Origin of the sequence: Pseudomonas paraversuta (assembly GCF_904067025.1) — a bacterium.
GTDB classification, from domain to species: Bacteria; Pseudomonadota; Gammaproteobacteria; order Pseudomonadales; family Pseudomonadaceae; genus Aquipseudomonas; species Aquipseudomonas paraversuta.
Window position 1 is genome coordinate 209415 of record NZ_CAJFDA010000001.1, and the last position, 21334, is coordinate 230748.

The window sequence follows — 21334 nt, forward strand, 5'->3', positions numbered from 1 at the left end:
TGCCCCTGCAGGAGCGAGCTTGCTCCTGCAGGTTGTTTCCAGCCATAAAAAAACCTCGCCTCCTTTGCAGGAGGCGAGGTTTTTTATGGCGCTGTCTTATGCCGCTGTGGGCGATTTCGGACGGCGTACATCAGGTTGTTTCCAGGACTCGGCCGAGGCTTCGTCGATGGCTTGCTGGATCGCCTTTTTGCGGTGTTCTTCGGCGCGGCGGCTGAAGAACCACACCAGGAAGGTCACCAGCGACACCGCCAGCAGAATCAGGCTGGCCACGGCGTTGATCTCGGGTTTGACCCCCAGACGTACCGCCGAGAACACTTCCATCGGCAAGGTGGTGGAACCCGGCCCGGACACGAAACTGGCCAGTACCAGGTCATCCAGGGACAGGGCGAACGACATCATGGCGCCCGCCGCCAGTGACGGCGCGATCATCGGGATGGTGATCAAAAAGAACACTTTCCACGGCTTGGCGCCCAGGTCCATGGCCGCCTCTTCGATCGACAGGTCCAGCTCGCGCAAGCGCGACGACACCACCACGGCCACATAGGCCGAACAGAACGTGGTGTGGGCGATCCAGATGGTGACGATCCCGCGTTCCTGGGGCCAGCCGATCATTTGCGCCATGGCCACGAACAGCAGCAACAGCGACAGACCGGTGATTACCTCAGGCATCACCAGCGGTGCAGTTACCAGGCCGCCGAACAGCGTGCGGCCCTTGAAGTGGCTGATGCGGGTCAGCACGAATGCTGCCAGGGTCCCCAGCGCCACCGCTGCAATCGCCGTGTACAGAGCGATTTCCAGCGAGCGCATCACCGAGCCCATCAGTTGCGTGTTGTCCAGCAGGCCCACGTACCACTTCAGCGACCAGCCGCCCCACACCGTCACCAGCTTGGAAGCGTTGAACGAGTAGATCACCAGAATCAGCATCGGCAAGTAGATGAACAACAAGCCTGCGACCAGCATAAAGCTGGAAAAACGGAAGCGATTCATATCTTGCCCTCCAGTTCTTTAGCCTGGCTGCGGTTGAACAGGATGATTGGCACGATCAGGATCGCCAGCATTACCACGGCAAGCGCAGAGGCTACCGGCCAGTCACGGTTGTTGAAGAACTCTTGCCACAGCACTTTACCGATCATCAGGGTTTCCGGGCCGCCCAGCAGTTCCGGGATCACGAACTCGCCCACCACCGGGATAAACACCAGCATGCAGCCGGCGATGATGCCGTTCTTGGACAGCGGAACGGTGATTTTCCAGAAGCTGTTGAAGGTGCTCGAGCCCAGGTCGGACGCGGCTTCCAGCAGGCTGTGGTCGTGTTTCACCAGGTTGGCGTACAGCGGCAGGATCATGAACGGCAGGTACGAATAGACGATGCCGATATACACCGCGATGTTGGTGTTGAGGATCTGCAGCGGTTCGCTGATCCAGCCCATCGACATCAGGAAACCATTGAGCAGGCCGTTGTTGCTGAGAATGCCCATCCACGCGTAAACGCGGATCAGGATCGCAGTCCAGGTCGGCATCATGATCAGCAGCACCAGCACGGTCTGCATCTCTTTGCGCGCATTGGCAATGGCATAGGCCATCGGATAGCCGATCAGCAGGCACAACGCGGTGCTGAAGAAAGCCATCTTCAGCGAGCCCAGGTAAGCGGCGATATACAGCTCGTCGTCACCCAGCATCGCGTAGTTGCCCAGGTTCAGCAGCAGCTGAATCTTTTGGTCAACGTAGCTGTAGATCTCGGTGTACGGCGGAATCGCCACGTCGGCTTCGGCGAAGCTGATCTTCAGGACGATGAAGAACGGCAGCATGAAAAACAGGAACAGCCACAGGAATGGAATCCCGATGACCATATGCCGGCCACCGGGGGTTATTCGTTGCAGGCGGCGCTTGAATTTTCGAAGGTTCATGAGCGCAGTACCACGCCGCTGTCGTCTTCCCACCAGACGTAAACTTCGTCGTCCCAGGTCGGACGGGCGCCGCGGCGCTCGGCGTTGGCGACAAACGACTGGACAATCTTGCCGCCGGGCAGTTCAACGTAGAACACCGAGTGGCCGCCCAGGTAGGCAATGTCATGCACCTTGCCCCGCGACCAGTTGTATTCACAGGTCGGCTTTTCGGTGGTGACCAGCATTTTTTCCGGACGGATCGCGTAGGTCGTGTGTTTGTCCTCTACCGAGGTGCTCACACCATGACCCACGTAGATGTCGTTCTCCAGCTCCGGGCAGTTGATGCGCGCATAGCCTTCGGCGTCGTCCACCACTTCACCGTCGAACAGGTTGACGTTGCCGATGAATTCGCAGACCAGACGGCTGACCGGCGTTTCATAGATGTCGATCGGGCTGCCGATCTGGGCGATCCAGCCCTGGTGCATGATCGCAATGCGCTGGGCCATGGTCATGGCCTCTTCCTGGTCGTGGGTCACCATGACGCAGGTCACGCCGACGCGCTCGATGATTTCCACCAGCTCGAGCTGCATTTGCGAACGCAGTTTTTTGTCCAGTGCGCCCATCGGCTCATCGAGCAGCAGCAGCTTCGGGCGCTTGGCCAGCGAACGGGCCAGGGCCACACGCTGACGCTGACCGCCGGACAGTTGATGGGGCTTGCGCTTGGCGTACTGGGTCATGTGCACCAGTTTGAGCATTTCGCCTACCCGGGCATCGATCTCCGAAGAGGACATCTTGTCCTGCTTGAGGCCAAAGGCGATGTTCTGGGCCACGGTCATGTGCGGGAACAGGGCGTAGGACTGGAACATCATGTTGATCGGCCGCTCATAGGGCGGCATGTCAGTGATGTCTACGCCATCCAGGAAAATACGGCCTTCTGTTGGGCGCTCGAAACCGGCGAGCATGCGCAGCAAGGTGGATTTGCCCGATCCCGATCCGCCGAGCATGGCGAAGATCTCGCCTTTGTTGATTTCCAGGGACACATCGTCCACGGCAATCGTCTCGTCGAATTTCTTCGTGACCCGGTCGATTTTGACCAACACCTGTTTAGGGGTGTGGTCGCCCTCGAGGGCTTTCTTATAGGCGCCGGAGGCAACAGCCATTTACGAAACTCCCAACAAATTTAGCAGCCCGATCAATAGGGTCGGGCCTTGGATAGGTGGTCTTGCGAGTTATTTACCCGTCTTGACCTTGGTCCACGTGCGCGTCATCAGACGTTGCGTTTTCGGGGGTAGTTCGGTTGAAACGTAAGTTTTGTCCAGCACCGCCTGGGTCGGGTAAACCGCTTCGTCGGTACGGATGGACTCGTCCATCACTTTGTCTGCGGCAAGATTAGGGTTGGCATAGCCAACATAATCGCTGACCTGGGCAATCACCTCAGGCTTGAGCAGGTAATTGATGAATGCGTGGGCTTCCTTGACGTTGCCGGAGTCCTTGGGGATCGCCAGCATGTCAAACCACAGGGCGCCGCCTTCCTTGGGAACGATATAGGCGATGTTGACGCCTTTTTTGGCCTCTTCGGCACGTGCCTTGGCCTGGAATACATCACCGGAGAAGCCGATCGCAACACAGATGTTGCCGTTGGCCAGGTCGGAAATGTATTTGGAAGAATGGAAGTAGGTGACGTAAGGACGCACCGACATCAGGGTAGCTTCAGCTTTTTTGTAGTCTTCGTGGTTGGTGCTGTTTGGATCCAGGCCCAGATAGTTGAGCACGGTGGGCAGCATTTCATCGGCCGAGTCCAGGAAAGCCACGCCGCACGATTGCAGCTTCTTCATGTTCTCGGGTTTGAACACCAGGTCCCAGGAGTCGATGGAATCGACGCCCAGTACTTCCTTGACCTTATCGACGTTGTAGCCAATACCGTTGGTGCCCCACAGGTACGGCACCGCGTACTGGTTACCCGGGTCATTGGCCTGCAGACGCTTGAGCAGGACCGGGTCCAGGTTGGAGTAGTCAGGCAGTTGCGACATGTCCAGCTTCTGGAATGCGCCCGCTTTGATCTGCTTGCCCAGGAAGTGGTTCGACGGAACGACCACGTCGTAACCGGTGCGGCCTGCCAGCAGTTTGCCTTCCAGGGTTTCGTTGGAGTCGAAGACGTCATACACCGGTTTGATGCCGGTAGTCTTTTCGAAATCGGCCAGTGTGTTCGGGGCTATGTAGTCCGACCAGTTGTAAATGTGCACGGTGGGTGCCGCTTGAACGCTGACGGCAAGCGTCAAACCAGCTCCGACCAGCAGGGTCTTGCGAAACAAGGATGTAGACACGTGGTGGTCCTCTAAATAGTCGGGCCTCGGTGGCCCGCGTCACACGGCAGCAGAGCTGGCAAAGACAAAACCGGCGCGCAACTTACCCTCGATAAACCGACACGGCAAAGTTTTCTGCGATTTATTGCCCTAAAGCCATGATTTTCCGTGATTTTGCCCTCCTGCAGGAGCGAGCTTGCCGGCGATCCCGGGGATCTGAACAGCTCGCGAGCAAGTGCGCTCCTGCAAAGGGACCTTATTTACCGGATTTGATCTTGGTCCAGCTGCGAGTCAGCAGGCGCAAGGTTGCAGGCGGCAAATCGCTGATGGCATACAGTTTGGCTTTCACTTCATCCGATGGATAAATGCTCGGGTCACCGGAGATGTCTTTATTCACCAGCGGCGTTGCAGCCTTGTTACCGTTCGGGAAACGCACGCTGTTGGTGATTTCAGCCATGATTTCTGGCTGCATCAGGAAGTTCATCCAGGCGTAAGCGGCATCAACGTTCTCGGCATCCTTGGGAATGGCGACCATGTCGTAGAAGCTGCCGGCGCCTTCTTTCGGAATCGCATATTTCAGTTTGACCTTGCCACCGGCTTCCTTGGCACGGGAGATGGACTGTTCCAGGTCGCCCGAGTAACCCACGGCTACGCAGATATTGCCGTTGGCCAGGTCAGAGATGTACTTGGACGAGTGGAAGTAGCCCACCGAAGGACGAATCTTCAGGAACAGTGCTTCGGCTTCAGCCAGTTGCTTCTTGTCCTGGGAGTCGGTCGGGTAGCCCAGGTAGTGCAGGGCGGCCGGGATCATTTCGGTCGGCGAGTCGAGGAAGCTGATGCCACAGCTTTTCAGCTTGGCAGCGTTTTCCGGCTTGAACAGCACGTCCCAGGAATCGATGGTATCGACGCCCAGTGCGGCTTTGACCTTCTCGGGGTTGTAGCCGATACCGATAGTGCCCCACATGTACGGGAAGGCGTGTTTGTTGTCTTTGTCGCTGGCATCGCCAACGGCCTTGAGCAACGCAGGATCGAGGTTTTTCCAGTCTGGCAGCTTGGAGCGGTCCAGTTCCTGGTAAACCCCGGCCTTGATCTGCTTGGCCAGGAAATTGTTGGATGGCACGACGATGTCGTAGCCGGACTTGCCCGCCAGCAGTTTGGCCTCGAGGGTCTCGTTGCTGTCGAACACGTCGTAAACCACTTTGATACCGGTCTGGTCTTCAAACTTTTTGACGGTATCGGGCGCGATATAGTCGGACCAGTTGTAGATGTGCAGAACCTTGTCCGCGGCTTGAACTGCCCCAGCCATCACCCCCATCAAGGACAGGGCGAGAAGGGTCTTGCCAGCTTTTTTAAAACCTGATGCCTTCATCTGTAATGCTCCAATTGTTCTTTTAAACCACCGATTCAGCGACCTGATCTCAGGATGACTAAAGCCGGCGGGTAGTCTGGCAAGATCCGGGGCAGGCTTTCAAGGGAAGAGCCTTGATTCTTAAGGCTCCGAGCGCAATTGCCGGCAATAAAACCGCCGATGTCATTCACCCGGAGCCTGGCGGTCAACCTTGCAGTACTTCCAGAGTCAGATCCAGGCACTTACGGGCCTTGGTTACCAGCTCGTCGATCTCGTCCTTGCTGATCACCAGCGGCGGCGAGATGATCATGGTGTCGCCCACGGCGCGCATGATCAGCCCGTTCTCAAAGCAGAACTGCCGGCAAATCATGCCAGCGCCACGGCCTTCATAACGTTTGCGGGTGGCTTTGTCCTGAACCAGTTCAATGGCTCCCAGCAGACCCACACCGCGCACTTCGCCCACCAACGGGTGATCGTTCAGTTCACGCAGACGCTTTTGCAAATACGGTGCCGTTTCGGCGTGAACCTTCTCGATAATTTTTTCTTCGCGCAGGATGCGGATGTTTTCCAGCGCAACTGCGGCGGCTACCGGGTGACCGGAGTAGGTGAAACCGTGGTTGAAATCGCCACCTTCGTTAAGCACGGCGACCACTTCGTCGCGCACAATCAGGCCACCCATGGGGATGTAACCCGAGGTCAGGCCCTTGGCGATGGTCATCATGTCGGGTTTGAGGTCGTAGAAATCGCTACCGAACCACTCACCGGTGCGACCAAAGCCGCAAATGACTTCGTCAGCCACGAACAGGATGTCGTACTTGGCCAGGATTTCCTTGATGCGCGGCCAGTAGGTGTCTGGCGGAATGATCACGCCGCCTGCGCCCTGAATCGGCTCGGCAATAAAGGCCCCGACCTTGTCGACGCCAATTTCGAGGATCTTTTCTTCCAGCTGGTTGGCAGCCCAGATACCGAACTCTTCCGGGGACATGTCGCCGCCTTCCGCGAACCAGTACGGTTGCGCGATGTGCGTGATGCCCGGGATCGGCAAGTCGCCCTGTTCATGCATGTAGGTCATGCCGCCCAGGCTGGCGCCGGCCACGGTTGAGCCGTGGTAGCCGTTCTTGCGGCTGATGATGACCTTCTTCTCGGGCTGGCCCTTGATCGCCCAGTAGTGGCGAACCATGCGCAGCATGGTGTCGTTGCCTTCAGAGCCGGAACCGGTGAAGAACACGTGGTTCATGCCTTCAGGGGCAATCTGGGCGATGACCTTGGACAACTCGAGTACTGGCGGGTGAGCGGTCATGAAAAACAGGTTGTAGTACGGCAGCTCGCGCATTTGTTTACTGGCCGCATCGGCCAGTTCGTCACGTCCGTAGCCAATGGCAACACACCACAGGCCGGCCATGCCGTCGAGAATTTTGTGCCCTTCGCTGTCCCACAGGTACACGCCCTTGGCGTGGGTGACAATGCGTGGACCGACTTCTTTCAATTGCTTGAAATCACTGAACGGCGCCAGGTGATGGTCGTTGCTCAGTTGTTGCCAGTGGAGGGTTTGCGGGTTCTTGTTAGTCATAAAGCACTCTCCTTTATTCCGTTAGGTGCCGCGCCTTCCTGGCGCAGCACTCTGGTGACAGACGGGGTGGATCAGACGGCGAACAGCAGGAATTCCCGCTCCCACGAACTGATGACACGCTTGAAGTTTTCATGCTCGGCACGTTTGACTGCGATGTAACCCGCAATGAATTTGGTGCCCAGGTATTTCTCTACAGTCTTGCTGCTTTCCATGCGTGCCAGGGCTTCTTCCAGGGTCAGCGGCAGGCGCAGGTTGCGGCGCTCATAACCGCGGCCCACCACTGGCGCGCTCGGATTGATCCCTTCCACCATACCGATGTAGCCGCACAGCAAGCTGGCAGCAATGGCCAGGTACGGGTTGGCGTCGGCCCCCGGCAGGCGGTTCTCGACCCGGCGGTTTTGCGGGCCGGCATCCGGTACGCGCAGACCTACGGTGCGGTTCTCTTCGCCCCATTCCACGTTTACCGGCGCCGAGGTATCAGGCAGGAAGCGGCGGAAGGAGTTCACGTTCGGTGCAAACAGTGGCAGCAGTTCGGGAATGAACTTCTGCAAGCCGCCGATGTGATTCAGGAACAGCTGGCTCATGGTTCCATCTTCATTGGAGAAGATGTTTTTGCCGGTTTCGATGTCGATGATGCTCTGGTGCAAGTGCATGGCGCTGCCCGGTTCGCCGGTCATGGGTTTGGCCATGAAGGTAGCGGCTACGTCGTGCTTGAGCGCGGCTTCGCGCATGGTGCGTTTGAACACCAGAATCTGGTCGGCCAGCGACAGTGCGTCGCCGTGACGGAAATTGATTTCCATCTGCGCGGTGCCGTCTTCGTGGATCAGGGTGTCCAGATCCAGTTCTTGCAGCTCGCACCAGTCGTATACATCTTCGAACAGGGGATCGAATTCGTTGGCCGCTTCAATGGAGAACGACTGACGGCCGGTTTCCGGGCGTCCTGAACGCCCGATCGGCGGCTGCAACGGGTAGTCCGGGTCGTCGCTGCGCTTGGTCAGGTAAAACTCCATTTCTGGCGCCACGATCGGCTGCCAGCCGTGGTCGGCATAGAGTTTGAGGACCTTTTTCAGCACGTTGCGCGGCGACAGCTCAATCGGGTTGCCTTGTTTGTCGTAGGTGTCGTGAATCACCTGGGCCGTAGGCTCGATCGCCCAGGGCACCATAAAGACAGCGTTCTGATCCGGACGGCAGATCATGTCGATATCGGCAGGGTCCAGCAGCTCGTAGTAGATGTCGTCTTCGACATAGTCGCCCGTTACGGTTTGCAGCAAAACGCTCTCGGGCAGGCGCATGCCTTTTTCGGCAATGAACTTGTTGGTCGGCGAAATCTTCCCGCGTGTAATCCCGGTAAGGTCGGCGATCATGCATTCGACTTCTGTGATCTTGTGGTCTTTCAACCAATCGGTGAGCTGGTCGAGGTTGTTACTCATAAATGCCTCTGGGCTGAGTGTCCTGACTTGGATAAGTCAGGCGTTTACTGACGCATCCGCGTCGTGTTGAGTGGCGCGCCTTCTGCAGGCATCGCGAGATAAATCGGGTTAGAGCTTACCTGCCATTCGGGGTGCCATTGCACGGCTAAAGCAAAAGCCTTGCCGCCTTCGATCGAAACCGCCTCCACCAGGCCGTCCGGAGCCAGGCCTGCCAGTACGCCGCCCGGTTGAATGTTGCATGGCGTGACTCGGTGCGCTGGGGTCTTCTCGATGCTCGATGAAGCCTTCGACTTCGTGCAATTTCTGGTGAAGTGAGCCACCCGGGGCTACATTCAATTCCTGAAACCCGCCACAGATCCCCGGCACAGGAACACCTGTGGCGAGAGCGGCACGGATCAGGGGGAGGGTGGTGCGATCACGGTCAGGATCATGCAGCGTGTCAGGCGCGCTGGTGGGGCCGTGATATAAATGAGGTTCGATATTGGACGGTGACCCGGTAAACAGCAGTCCGTCCAGACTGTCCAGAATATTGGTCGGATCAATCGGTTCCGCCAAGGACGGAAGGATCAGAGGCAAGCCTTTGGCGGCCACCGCGACTGCTCGCACGTACTTATCGCCAGTGATGTGATAAGGATGCAAACCGATCTGCTTGGTGCAGGCGGTGACGCCGATTAACGGCAGGCGTGACATGTAACACCCCGGTATTATTGCTGTTATGGGTTTGAATCGAGCTTAGCCTTGTTCATTTTTTTACACAACACCCCCGTAAAAAATACAATACGCCCCGCTCAAGCCTGCGGGCGGCAAGGTTTTTAAAAGGGCAAAGACGCCCTGAAAAGCGTCAAAAATGGCCTTTAAGCCCTTTTTCAGGGCAAAAAATAGGCTGCTTGACTTCGGTATGCCGTTCGGGTTGACTGAATCCCGTAGCGCTCAATGATTGATATTTTTAACAACAAAGGTGTTGCATCATGTCGGTACCCCCGCGTGCCGTTCAGCTTAACGAAGCGAACGCGTTCCTTAAGGAACATCCTGAGGTTCTGTACGTTGACCTTCTAATTGCGGATATGAATGGTGTGGTGCGCGGTAAGCGCATTGAACGCACCAGTCTCCACAAGGTTTACGAGAAAGGCATCAACCTGCCAGCCTCTCTGTTTGCGCTGGATATCAATGGCTCAACGGTGGAAAGCACCGGTCTGGGTCTGGATATCGGTGACGCAGACAGAATCTGTTATCCAATTCCTGACACCCTGTGCAATGAACCATGGCAAAAGCGCCCCACTGCGCAACTGCTGATGACCATGCACGAACTCGAAGGTGAGCCGTTCTTCGCCGACCCTCGCGAAGTATTGCGTCAAGTTGTTACGAAATTTGACGACATGGGTCTCACCATCTGCGCCGCTTTCGAGCTCGAGTTCTACCTGATTGACCAGGAGAACGTTAACGGGCGTCCACAACCGCCGCGCTCGCCGATCTCCGGCAAACGTCCGCATTCGACCCAGGTTTACCTGATCGACGATCTCGACGAATACGTCGACTGCCTCCAGGACATTCTGGAAGGTGCCAAAGAGCAAGGCATCCCGGCTGACGCCATCGTTAAAGAAAGTGCCCCGGCGCAGTTCGAAGTGAACCTGCACCACGTTGCCGACCCGATCAAGGCCTGCGACTACGCAGTACTGCTAAAACGTCTGATCAAAAACATCGCCTACGACCATGAGATGGACACCACGTTCATGGCCAAGCCTTATCCGGGCCAGGCGGGTAACGGGTTGCACGTACATATTTCGATTCTGGACAAAGAGGGCAAAAATATTTTTGCCAGCGAGGATCCCGAGCAGAACGCCGCATTGCGTCACGCGATCGGCGGTGTGCTCGAGACCCTACCGGCGCAGATGGCGTTCCTTTGCCCTAACGTCAACTCCTACCGTCGTTTCGGCGCACAGTTCTACGTGCCGAACTCGCCGTGCTGGGGCCTGGACAACCGTACGGTGGCCCTGCGGGTACCGACCGGTTCTTCTGACTCCGTGCGTCTGGAACACCGGGTGGCTGGCGCCGATGCCAACCCGTACCTGTTGATGGCCTCGGTTCTGGCGGGCGTGCACCACGGTCTGACCAACAAGATCGAGCCACCACCACCGGTAGAAGGCAACTCCTACGAGCAGAACGAGCAAAGCTTGCCGAACAACTTGCGTGATGCCCTGCGCGAGCTGGATGACAGCGAAGTGATGGCCAAATATATCGACCCTAAATACATCGATATTTTTGTGGCCTGTAAAGAGAGCGAACTGGAAGAGTTTGAACATTCCATCTCCGACCTCGAGTACAACTGGTACTTGCATACCGTGTAAGCGGTTGCAGTCCTGAAAACGCCATCGGCCAACAGCCGGTGGCGTTTTTTTATGTGCGCACCAGCACCTGCGATCCAGGCGAAGGTCTGTGGCGAACATCCAGTCCGGCTCGTACAATGCCTGCTGCCCCGCAGGAGACACCCATGACGCGCCCCGCCTCGCCCCGCGCTACACCTCGCAAGCCCCGCGCCCGCAGTCAGGTCCGAATTGATTCGATACTCGACGCCGCCCGCACATTGCTCGCCGCCGAGGGGGTGTCCAGCCTGTCGATTTACAGTGTGGCGCAGCGTGCGGCAATTGCGCCGTCATCGGTCTATCACTTTTTCCCCAGTGTGCCGGCGTTGCTCCAGGCCCTGACGAGTGATGTCCACGGCGCGTTCCGCGCCTGCCTGAAACAACCGGTTGCCCATGACGAGCTCAATGGCTGGCGTGATCTTTCGCGGATTATCGAGCAACGCATGCTGACCATTTACCACCAGGATGCGGCCGCCCGGCAGCTGATTCTGGCCCAGCACGGGCTTACCGAAGTGACCCGGGCCGACAGTCAGCACGACCTCGAACTGGGCCAGTTGATGCACGGGTTGTTTATGCGCCACTTCGAGCTTCCGGTACTGCCGCAAGAGGTGGACGTTTTTGCCCTGGCCATGGAGCTGGGTGACCGCGTGTATGCGCGCTCCATCCAGATAAACGGCAGCATCACCCCGCGCATGGCCGAAGAAGGCGCGCGGGTGGTCGATGCCTATCTGGGGTTGTACCTGCCGCCGTACCTGCCCAAACGCCCAAGCCCGGCCTTACCCCTGTAGGAGCTAGCTTGCCTCGCGAGCTTTTAACGCTGTATCCCGGGTCGTGAAGAGCTCGCGAGGCAAGCTCGCTCCTACAACAGGCTCGCTCCTGCAACAAGCTTGCTTCTGCAGGTCAGAAGGGCGCATCACCGAGGATAGTCGCGCGGTGCATCACGCGGCGATTCGGGCGGTAATCATCCACGGCGTAATGCTGGGTCACGCGATTGTCCCAGAACGCTACGTCGTTCTCCTGCCAGCGCCAGCGGATGGTGTACTCCGGGCGGGTGCTTTGGGCGAACAGCAACTTGAGGATCGCTTCGCTTTCAGCCTCTGAAAGTTCATTGATTCTGGTGGTGAAGCCTTCGTTGACGAACAACGATTTGCGCCCGCTGACCGGGTGCGTGCGGATCACCGGGTGCGACAGCGGCGGGTTGTTTTTGCGGGTCTGTTCCCAGCGCTGCAAATCTTCGGGTGTCGAACCAAAACGCTCCAGCGGGAACGACTTGGTGAAGTCGTGGGTAGCGGTCAAACCATCCAGCAGCACTTGCAGTGGCCTGGACAGACCCTCGAACGCTGCAATCCCGCTGGCCCACAAGGTATCGCCGCCAAAAGCCGGCAATTGCTTGGCACTCAGCACCGCGCCCAGCGCCGGGGTCGGCAAGAAGGTCACGTCGGTGTGCCACACCGCGTTGTCACGGACATCGGTAACGGCCGTGTCCAGCACCAGCACTTCAGGTTGTTCCGGTACGTTGGGATAAATCGGATGAATATGCAGATCGCCAAAATTGGCCGCAAAGCGTGCTTGCTGTTGCGGGGTGATCGACTGTTGTTTAAAGAAAATCACCTGATATTCGAGCAGCGCCTGCTCGATGGCATCACGCTGCAGCGGGCTCAGAGGCCGGGTCAGATCGACGCCGTCAATCTGGGCGCCAAGGGCAGAGCTAATCGGGGTAATGGTCAGGCTCATGGTCTATCTCTTTATCAGCGCGCCGATTGATCAGCGTCGAGTGCAATTCGAAGTATCTAGTGAGCCTGGCCGTGCCACGGCACCAGCTTGCGTTGCAGGGCGCGCAGGCCCATTTCCATGGCAAAGGCGATGATGGCAATCACCAGAATCCCCAGGACCACCACGTCGGTGACCAGGAATTGCGCAGCGGACTGCACCATAAAACCCAGACCGCTGGTGGCGGCGATCAACTCGGCTGCCACCAGGGTCGACCAGCCCACGCCCAGACCAATACGCACACCGGTCAGAATGTCCGGCAGGGCGCTGGGCAAAATCACATGGCGAATCAACTGCCAGCGAGTGGCACCCAGCGACTGGGCGGCGCGGACTTTGGCCGGGTCGACGGTACGCACGCCGGTGGCAGTGGCAATTGCAATCGGGGCAAAGATCGCCAGATAAATCAGCAGTACTTTCGACAGTTCGCCAATCCCGCACCAGATCACAATCAGCGGCAAATAGGCCAGCGGCGGAATCGGCCGATAGAACTCGATCAGCGGGTCGAAAATCCCCCGCGCGATGCGGTTGTGGCCGATAGCGATGCCCACCGGCACCGCGGTCAGAATCGCAAAGCCCAGGCCCAGGCCGATACGGGTCAGACTGGCGCCCAGGTGCTGCCACAAGGTGGAGTCCATATAACCTGTGGTCGCCAGCAACCAGCCTTTTTCCAGCACGGCCGAAGGTGGCGGCAAAAACAGCGGCTCGATGAGTCCGGCGGCAGTCACGGCCCACCAGACGGCAAGCAGCGTGAGGATGGTCAGGACGCTGATCCAGCGCGTACTCAGGCTGCGTTTTACCGGGCGCGGTGCGTGGGGCGCTGCAACTGCAGCTTCGGCGACGGCTTCATAACTGCTCATGCGTGCTCCTGGTGCCGGGCGGCACCGCGTTGGGAAAACACACGTTCCAGCACGTGTTCACGGGTTTCGATAAAGCGCGGATCGGATTTGATCGAACGGGCCGATTCGCCGGCGTTGTAACGCTGACCGAAGTCCAGGCTCAGCCGCTCAACAATGCGGCCCGGATTGGGCGCGAGCAAAATCAGGTCGGTAGCCAGAAAAACCGCTTCTTCAATGTCGTGGGTAATCAGAAATACGGGTTTGTCCGTGCGCTTGCACACTTGCAGCAGCAACTCTTGCATCTGTTCGCGGGTGAAGGCGTCCAGTGCGCCGAAAGGTTCGTCCATCAGCAACACGCGCGGGTCGGCCGCCAGGGCCCGAGCCAGGCCGACACGTTGTTTCTGGCCGCCCGAAAGCTCCCAGACGCGGCGCTGTTCAAAGCCCGACAAATCCACCAGCGCCAGCATTTCACGGGCGCGGCTTTCACGCTTGTTGCGGGGGACTCCGGCCAGTTCAAGGCCGAAGGCCACATTGGCCAACACGTCCTGCCAGGGCAGCAGTACATCGTCCTGAAACACCACTCCGCGTTCGGCGCTTGGCCCTTTGACCTGAGCCCCGTCGAGGGTGATGCGTCCGCCGCTGGGTTCAACAAAACCGGCGATCAGATTCAGCAAGGAGGTTTTGCCGCTGCCCGACGGGCCAAGGGCGACCAGCAGTTGCTGAGGGCCGAGGCTGACGGAAATATCCGACAGCACCGGCTCAGCTGCGCCCGGGTACTGTGCGCTGATACGCTCCAGTGATAACAAGGCCATGACGGTCGACTCCTCAGCGGGCGAAAATTATTGAGTAATGAAACTGGCGTTAACCGACGGCGCGTAGTCCGACAGAACCGCGTCGACCTTGCCTTGCTCTTTGAGGAAGGTCGCGGTGTCGGTCAGCGCTTTGGTGGTAGGTGCGCCCAGCAGAACCACCTGATCGGCGGCCAGCGGGTAGACATTGCCTTGCAGCAGTAGCGCAATATCAGCCGCTTTGGCGCCCGAGAGCTTCACCACCTTGTCGACGTTGCTTTGCTTGGCCAGCCAGGCTTTTGGGTCCTTGTGATAGTCGGCGTAAGCATCCAGGGTGACTTTGGCGAACGTTTTAACGATTTCCGGGTGCTTGGCGGCGAAGTCCTTGCGCACGATCCAGGCGTCAAAGGTCGGTGCGCCGAATTTGGCCAGCTCGCCAGAGGTGATCAGCACCTTGCCGTTTTCCTTGGCTGCGCCCAATGCCGGGTCCCACACATAGGTGGCATCGATATCGCCACGCTTCCAGGCCGCCACAATGGCCGGCGGCGCCAGGTTCAGAATCTGTACTTTCGAAGGATCAATATTCCAGTGCTTTAGCGCTGCCAGCAGGCTGTAGTGGCCGGTAGAGACAAAGGGCACGGCGATTTTCTTGCCGATCAGGTCCTGCGGGCCATTGATCCCGGAACCGTCACGGGCCACCAGGGCTTCGGCGCCGCCGATCTGGGTTGCGATCAAAAAGGTTTCCACCGGCACCTTGCGGGTGATGGCTGCGGTCAGCGGGCTTGAACCCAGGTAGCCGATCTGCACATCGCCCGAGGCAATGGCGGCAATGATGTCGGAGCCGTTATCGAATTTGCGCCAGTTGATTTTGGCACCGGTAGCTTTCTCGTAAGCGCCGTCGGCCTGGGCGACTTTCGCCGGGTCTACGGTGGTTTGGTAGGCCACGGTCACATCGTTGGCTGCGGCCTGGGCAAAGAAGCTGGCACCCGCCAGGGACAAAGCTGCCAAAAGGCGTAATGGAGAGTGCAGTTTCATCAAGTAGCTCCTCGGCAGGTGGCCGGATATCGGCAGAGCGCGAGGTTAAATGATCTAAGAATGCGTAAATAAATAACTTTTAAGCATTAGCTTATGTTGTTCCGCAACATGCACAAACGCGCGCGAGCTCTATCTGCTCCGGTGTTTCGCCTGGCAACTGATCGGGTAGGAGTTAAGCGCTAAATGTTATTAAAAAATTCATAAATTTTTGTTTAGGAATTAGACAAAAGGCCGATAGGATTCCTCCGATTTTGCGCGGGTAATATTTAGACATATATCCATTCGATCTGAAAAAATTCTAAACAATTCTTTTTAGTTTTATGGAGTAGCCATTATCCTGCGCATAAATGGCAGACGACTAGACAAAGGTCGTAGACATGATTGGTTACGATTGACTTGTCAGTCATTGTCCGGCGCTAATCGCGCATCTGTAGCACCGAGACGTCAGATCTTGGGTTAAAGAACTACAAAAATTAGAAACGCATAGGAGCAACACCATGAACAAGTCCACCTTGGCCATCGCTGTGGCCGTAGGTTTGTTGGCGCAACAGGCAAGCGCTGCCGGTTTTATTGAAGACAGCAAGGCCACGCTGAAACTGCGTAACTTCTATATCAACAACGATAACCGTGATTCGGGTGCGCCGAAGAACTCCAACTACACCGCTGAATGGGGCCAAGGCTTCCAGCTGGACTACACCTCGGGTTTCACCCAGGGCACAGTTGGTTTTGGTGTGGATGCAATTGGCCTGCTGGGCGTCAAGCTGGACTCCAGCACTGCCAAGCACGGTAACCCGACTGGCCTGAACGCCGGTGGCTCGGTATTCCCAAGCGACGGCGACCACGCTGTGGACGATTTCTCCAGCCTGGGCCTGACGGCTAAAGCCAAGATTTCCCAGACTGAATTGCGCATCGGTACCTTGCAGCCAAAACTGCCGGTCATCGTGACCAACGACGGTCGCCTGCTGCCGCAAACCTTCCAGGGTGGCCAGATCACCTCCAGCGAGTTCAAGGACCTGACCTTCACCGGCGGCCAGATCGAACACGCCAAGGGTCGTAACTCCACCAACAACGAAGGCCTGTCGATTGCTGGCGCCAACGGTGGCTCCAACTACGACACCGGCAAATTTGTTAACAAGTTCTATTACGGCGGTGCCGACTACAAGGTCAACAAAGACCTGTTGCTGCAGTACTACTACGGCAATCTGGAAGATTTCTACAAGCAACACTTCCTGGGTCTGACCCACAACTGGTCCATCGGTCCGGGCGTGTTGAAAACTGACTTGCGCTACTTCAACAGCTCCGATGACGGTAAAAACGGCCATGATCCGCTGTATTACACCTCCGGTGACTACGCCCATAGCTCGACGGGCAACGGCAAAGGCAAGGTTGATAACAACCTGTACAGCGGTCTGTTCCTGTACACCGTTGAAGGTCACACCTTCGGTGGCGGTTACCAGGTCAGCAACGGCAGCAGTGACTTCCCTTGGCTGAACCAGGGCGACGGTTCGTCGGCTTACCTGACTACCGACATGCAAATCCAGAAGTTCGCCCGTGCTGGCGAACGTACCTGGCAGGCTCGCTACTCGTATGACTTCGCCAAGCTTGGCGTTCCCGGCCTGACGGCGGGCGCGGTTTACCTGCGTGGCGACAACATCGACACCTACAGCGGCAACAAGCAGACCAGCAATGGCGCTTCCGAGTGGGAACGCGATATCACTGTGGCCTACGTGGTACAGGAAGGCGCGTTGAAAAACCTCGGCTTCATGTGGAAAAACGCCATGTGGCGCAACGACATTGCCAACCAGCGCGACCAGGACGAAAACCGTCTGATCGTCAGCTACTCGATTCCGTTGCTGTAAGCCGGTTGTAGTAACAGGCAAGAAAAATCCTGCCCGGCGCAATGCCGGGCAGGGTGTTTACCGAAGACCGAATCGATCAATTCGCAACACATTTGAATGTCGCAGCTCCCTGCCGCTCCCCTTGCCTAAACCTGAATCCAGAGTGGCCCCATGCCTTGGCCGCGTCCAATGAAACAGTTTTTAATATTCCTTTATGATCTATCCAAATCGATATTTATTCTTTTTAATTAGTTAATGGTGCAGGCAGAGTAAGTCCATCACGCCCTGCCATTCCCTATAAAAAGGAGCTGCACCATGAGCCTCAGACTCGGCGACATCGCCCCCGATTTCGAACAGGATTCCAGCGCCGGCAAGATTCGTTTTCATGAATGGCTGGGCGATAACTGGGGCGTGCTGTTTTCACACCCGGCGGACTTCACCCCGGTCTGCACCACCGAGCTGGGCTTCACCGCCAAGCTCAAGGACGAATTTGCCAAACGCGGGGTCAAAGCCATCGCGCTGTCCGTCGACCCGGTGGACTCGCATCACCGCTGGATCGAAGACATCAACCAAACCCAGAACACCCAGGTCAACTTTCCGATCCTGGCCGATGCCGATCGCAAAGTGTCCGATCTCTACGATCTGATTCACCCCAATGCCAGCGATACCCTGACGGTGCGCTCGCTGTTCGTGATTGATCCGAACAAAAAGATTCGCCTGACCATCACCTATCCGGCCAGCACCGGACGCAATTTCAATGAAATTTTGCGCGTGATCGATTCGTTGCAACTGACCGACAACTTCAAAGTTGCCACCCCGGCCAACTGGCAGGACGGCGACGAAGTGGTGATCGTGCCGTCGCTAAAGGATGAAGACGAAATCAAGAAGCGCTTCCCCAAGGGCTACCGCGCCGTGAAGCCCTACCTGCGCCTCACGCCACAGCCAAACAAATAATCCTCTCCTGTAGAAGCCAGCTTGCTCGCGATCTTTTTGATCTGCACGGCTCGCTCCTGCAGAGTTTCCATCTTCAAGTGCAACAGGGTTTGGGGCCGTTTCGACGGCCCTTTTTTTTGCGCTTTGAATCGTCAAATCTCATATTCATTTAAGGAATAAACAAATGAATAAATATGATTTATAGATATATAAATCACCTGTTAAGGTCTTCTCACTCAAGCGAAAACGCTGACAGCGAATTGCACACATTCACTCAAGGAAATGCCCGATGCTGGTCGTGACACTCGGAGGTAGCCCAAGCCAACGATCCCGCTCCGGGGTGCTGCTGGACCGCGCCAAACACTGGCTCAACCAGCAAGGCGTAGAAGTCGTGAGTTACCAGGTACGTGACTTTGCGGCCGAAGACTTGCTCCACGCACGTTTTGACAGTCCGCAAATCATCAATCTGTTGCAACACATCGAAAATGCCGATGGCCTGGTGATTGCGACGCCGGTGTACAAGGCCTCGTTCAGCGGTGCACTGAAAACCATCCTTGATCTGCTGCCTGAGCGCGCCCTGAGCCATAAAGTGGTATTGCCCATCGCTACGGGTGGCAGCATCGCCCACATGCTGGCCGTGGACTACGCCCTCAAGCCGGTGCTCTCTGCGCTCAAGGCTCAGGAAATGCTGCACGGCATTTTTGCCGATGACAGCCAGATCGCTTACGGCGAAGGCGGCGCACAAGCGCAACTGGTGCCGATCCTGGAACAACGCTTGAGCGAGGCTCTGGAGCAGTTTTACAGCGCCCTGGCCCGCCGTCCTAAACCGCTGGACCCGAACATTCTCAACGAGCGCCTGCGCACGGCTCGCTGGAGTATCTGAACCAATCGATGCCACGGCATCTGTGTGGGAGCTGGCTTGTCAGCGATTGAGGCGCCCCGGATTGCCTGACGCGATGCAGTCATGCCAGCGCCGGCAAGCCAGCTCCCACAGATACAGCCCACAGTTTCAAGCAATTCCGCCTTACCGATCCGCTAACGGCCCGGCAGGTGCAACCCGAATCTCGAACCTTAATAGGAGAGCGCCATGCGCCCTGTCATTTTGCGTCGTGGAGTGGTCGCACTGTTAGCTGCGGCCGTGTCCTTTGGCGTCGTTTTACACGCTCAGGCCGATGCCCTGCGTATCGGTTATCAAAAGTACGGCACCCTGGTGCTGCTCAAGGCCAAGGGCACGCTGGAGAAGCGTCTGGCCGAGCAGGGTGTCGAGGTGCAATGGACTGAATTCCCCGGTGGCCCGCAGTTGCTTGAAGGCCTGAACGTCGGCTCCATCGACTTCGGCGTGACGGGTGAAACCCCGCCGGTGTTCGCCCAGGCCGCCGGTGCCGATCTGCTGTATGTCGCCTACGAGCCGCCCGCTCCGACCAGCGAAGCGATTCTGGTGCCCAAGGATTCGCCGATCAAATCGGTCAAAGACCTCAAAGGCAAAAAGGTCGTGCTCAACAAAGGCTCCAACGTTCACTACCTGTTGGTGCGTGCCCTGGAAGACGCCGGCCTGAAGTACAGCGATATCCAGACCATATTCCTGCCGCCCGCCGATGCCCGTGCTGCGTTTGAGCGGGGCAGTGTCGATGCCTGGGTCATCTGGGACCCGTACCAGGCCGCTGCCGAACAACAGCTGCAGGCACGCACCCTGCGTGATGCCAGCGCGCTTGCCGACAATCATCAGTTCTACCTGGCGACCAAGCCTTACGCCGAACAGCATCCCAAGGTCATCGAGACCCTGATCGAAGAAGTGCGCAATGTCGGTGAGTGGGCCAAAGCCAACCCGGAAGAAGTCACGCAGCAAGTGGCGCCGCTCCTGGGCCTGGCGCTTGATATCACCCGCACGGCGGTCAAGCGCCAGGGCTACGGCGCGCAGTTCTTGACCCCTGAAGTGGTCAACGCCCAGCAAAAAATCGCTGACAGTTTTTACCAGCTCAAGCTGATTCCCAAGCCGCTGGTTGTGAAAGATGTGATCTGGACACCACCGGCCGCTGTGGCCAAAGCCAACTAACGCTTGCCGTACCCATTCAGGAGACAACTCCATGAGCCTCAATATTTTCTGGTTCCTGCCTACCCACGGTGACGGCCATTACCTTGGCACCTCCGAAGGCGCCCGTGCCGTTGATTACGGTTACCTGCAACAAGTGGCACAAGCGGCAGACCGCCTGGGTTTTGGCGGAGTTCTGATCCCTACCGGGCGCTCGTGCGAAGACTCGTGGCTGGTGGCGGCAGCATTGATCCCTGTAACTCAGCGCCTGAAATTTCTGGTGGCACTGCGTCCGGGTATCGTCTCGCCGACCGTGGCAGCCCGTCAGGCCGCGACCCTGGACCGACTGTCCGGCGGACGCGCGCTGTTCAATCTGGTGACCGGCGGTGACCCGGAAGAACTGGCCGGTGACGGCCTGTTTCTGAGCCACGAAGAGCGCTATCAGGCCTCGGTAGAGTTCACCCGCATCTGGCGCCGCGTGCTCGAAGGCGAAACCGTGGACTACGACGGTCAGCACATCACGGTCAAAGGCGCCAAGTTGCTGTACCCGCCGATCCAGCAACCGCGTCCGCCGCTGTACTTCGGCGGCTCTTCGGAAGCTGCGCAGGATCTGGCCGCAGAGCAGGTTGAAATGGTTCTGACCTGGGGCGAGCCACCGGCTGCGGTCGCCGAAAAAATTGCCCAGGTACGGGCCAAGGCTGCCAAACACGGACGTACCGTACGTTTCGGCATTCGCCTGCACGTCATCGTGCGCGAAACCAACGACGAGGCCTGGAAAGCGGCAGACAAACTTATTTCTCATCTGGATGACGACACTATTGCCCGGGCCCAGGCTTCACTGGCGCGTTTCGATTCCGTCGGCCAGCAGCGCATGGCTGCCCTGCACGGCGGCAGCCGCGACAATCTGGAAGTCAGCCCCAACCTGTGGGCGGGGGTCGGTCTGGTGCGCGGTGGTGCGGGTACGGCTCTGGTGGGTGACGGCCCGACAGTGGCAGCACGGGTCAAGGAATACGCCGATCTGGGCATCGACACCTTTATTTTTTCCGGCTACCCGCATCTGGAAGAGTCGTACCGGGTGGCTGAACTGCTGTTTCCGCACCTCGATATCGAGCGCCCGGAACTGCCGAAAAGTTCGGGATACGTGAGTCCGTTTGGCGAAATGGTGGCCAACGATATTCTTCCTAAAGCTGCTGCGCAGAGTTGAGGCGGCC

Annotated in this window: 18 protein-coding genes and 1 pseudogene; 7 read left to right on the forward strand and 12 right to left on the reverse strand. The window is 57.8% G+C overall.

From position 1 onward, the window contains the following. Positions 1-96: 96 nt before the first annotated feature. The 8 genes and pseudogenes from JQ848_RS01005 to JQ848_RS01040 all read right to left on the reverse strand — a co-directional run bounded on the left by JQ848_RS01005 (position 97) and on the right by JQ848_RS01040 (position 9224). On the reverse strand, positions 97-987 hold the full coding sequence (locus tag JQ848_RS01005; RefSeq protein WP_060781708.1) for an ABC transporter permease subunit: 891 nt from the start codon (positions 985-987) through the stop codon (positions 97-99). Then, entirely contained in the window at positions 984-1904 is a 921-nt protein-coding gene (locus tag JQ848_RS01010) for an ABC transporter permease subunit (protein ID WP_060781709.1), read from the reverse strand. The genes JQ848_RS01005 and JQ848_RS01010 overlap by 4 nt, the downstream gene beginning before the upstream one ends. After that, on the reverse strand, positions 1901-3043 hold the full coding sequence (locus JQ848_RS01015) for an ABC transporter ATP-binding protein (protein WP_010657423.1): 1143 nt from the start codon (positions 3041-3043) through the stop codon (positions 1901-1903). The genes JQ848_RS01010 and JQ848_RS01015 overlap by 4 nt, the downstream gene beginning before the upstream one ends. A 69-nt stretch (positions 3044-3112) precedes the next feature. Then, positions 3113-4207, reverse strand: a complete 1095-nt coding sequence (locus JQ848_RS01020; RefSeq protein WP_202210189.1) for a polyamine ABC transporter substrate-binding protein — start codon at positions 4205-4207, stop codon at positions 3113-3115. 235 nt (positions 4208-4442) lie between these two features. Further along, positions 4443-5555, reverse strand: coding sequence for a polyamine ABC transporter substrate-binding protein (locus JQ848_RS01025; protein ID WP_003444615.1), 1113 nt, complete (start codon positions 5553-5555; stop codon positions 4443-4445). A 184-nt stretch (positions 5556-5739) separates the two neighbouring features. Further along, positions 5740-7104, reverse strand: coding sequence for an aspartate aminotransferase family protein (locus JQ848_RS01030; RefSeq protein WP_003444612.1), 1365 nt, complete (start codon positions 7102-7104; stop codon positions 5740-5742). Positions 7105-7175: 71 nt separating this feature from the next. Beyond that, positions 7176-8534, reverse strand: coding sequence for a glutamine synthetase family protein (locus JQ848_RS01035; RefSeq protein WP_003444610.1), 1359 nt, complete (start codon positions 8532-8534; stop codon positions 7176-7178). Between the two features lie 36 nt (positions 8535-8570). Then, positions 8571-9224 (reverse strand): annotated as a pseudogene (locus JQ848_RS01040) (gamma-glutamyl-gamma-aminobutyrate hydrolase family protein). A 278-nt stretch (positions 9225-9502) separates the two neighbouring features. Here JQ848_RS01040 and JQ848_RS01045 point away from each other — a divergent pair. Both JQ848_RS01045 and JQ848_RS01050 read left to right on the forward strand, forming a co-directional pair. Continuing rightward, positions 9503-10879: a glutamine synthetase family protein gene (locus JQ848_RS01045; protein ID WP_003444606.1), complete on the forward strand. Its 1377-nt coding sequence runs from the start codon at positions 9503-9505 to the stop codon at positions 10877-10879. A gap of 143 nt (positions 10880-11022) precedes the next feature. After that, positions 11023-11682 carry a TetR/AcrR family transcriptional regulator gene (locus tag JQ848_RS01050; RefSeq protein WP_003444604.1) on the forward strand — a complete coding sequence of 220 codons (660 nt, stop codon included), beginning with the start codon at positions 11023-11025 and terminating at the stop codon, positions 11680-11682. Between the two features lie 112 nt (positions 11683-11794). Here JQ848_RS01050 and tauD read toward each other — a convergent pair whose 3' ends face one another. From tauD to tauA, 4 genes are read right to left on the reverse strand one after another with little or no spacing between them, the layout of a single operon-like run. Next, a complete protein-coding gene (tauD, locus tag JQ848_RS01055; RefSeq protein ID WP_202210190.1) occupies positions 11795-12628 on the reverse strand; it encodes a taurine dioxygenase in 834 nt (277 codons plus the stop codon). A 56-nt stretch (positions 12629-12684) separates the two neighbouring features. Beyond that, complete coding sequence (tauC, locus tag JQ848_RS01060; RefSeq protein WP_003444601.1) at positions 12685-13521, reverse strand: taurine ABC transporter permease TauC; 837 nt, start codon at positions 13519-13521, stop codon at positions 12685-12687. Further along, positions 13518-14312 carry a taurine ABC transporter ATP-binding subunit gene (gene tauB, locus JQ848_RS01065; protein WP_003444599.1) on the reverse strand — a complete coding sequence of 265 codons (795 nt, stop codon included), beginning with the start codon at positions 14310-14312 and terminating at the stop codon, positions 13518-13520. The genes tauC and tauB overlap by 4 nt, the downstream gene beginning before the upstream one ends. A gap of 27 nt (positions 14313-14339) precedes the next feature. Further along, complete coding sequence (gene tauA / locus JQ848_RS01070) at positions 14340-15323, reverse strand: taurine ABC transporter substrate-binding protein (RefSeq protein WP_202210191.1); 984 nt, start codon at positions 15321-15323, stop codon at positions 14340-14342. A 497-nt stretch (positions 15324-15820) separates the two neighbouring features. Here tauA and JQ848_RS01075 point away from each other — a divergent pair, with 497 nt between their 5' ends. From JQ848_RS01075 to ssuD, 5 genes are all read left to right on the forward strand, one after another. Continuing rightward, positions 15821-17182: an OprD family porin gene (locus JQ848_RS01075; protein ID WP_003444596.1), complete on the forward strand. Its 1362-nt coding sequence runs from the start codon at positions 15821-15823 to the stop codon at positions 17180-17182. A 294-nt stretch (positions 17183-17476) separates the two neighbouring features. Next, complete coding sequence (locus JQ848_RS01080; RefSeq protein ID WP_003444594.1) at positions 17477-18115, forward strand: peroxiredoxin; 639 nt, start codon at positions 17477-17479, stop codon at positions 18113-18115. A 268-nt stretch (positions 18116-18383) separates the two neighbouring features. After that, positions 18384-18977, forward strand: a complete 594-nt coding sequence (gene ssuE, locus JQ848_RS01085; protein ID WP_003444592.1) for an NADPH-dependent FMN reductase — start codon at positions 18384-18386, stop codon at positions 18975-18977. A 204-nt stretch (positions 18978-19181) separates the two neighbouring features. Further along, positions 19182-20147, forward strand: coding sequence for a sulfonate ABC transporter substrate-binding protein (locus tag JQ848_RS01090; protein ID WP_003444589.1), 966 nt, complete (start codon positions 19182-19184; stop codon positions 20145-20147). A 31-nt stretch (positions 20148-20178) separates the two neighbouring features. After that, complete coding sequence (ssuD, locus tag JQ848_RS01095; protein ID WP_003444587.1) at positions 20179-21327, forward strand: FMNH2-dependent alkanesulfonate monooxygenase; 1149 nt, start codon at positions 20179-20181, stop codon at positions 21325-21327. The last annotated feature ends 7 nt before the right edge of the window (positions 21328-21334 follow it).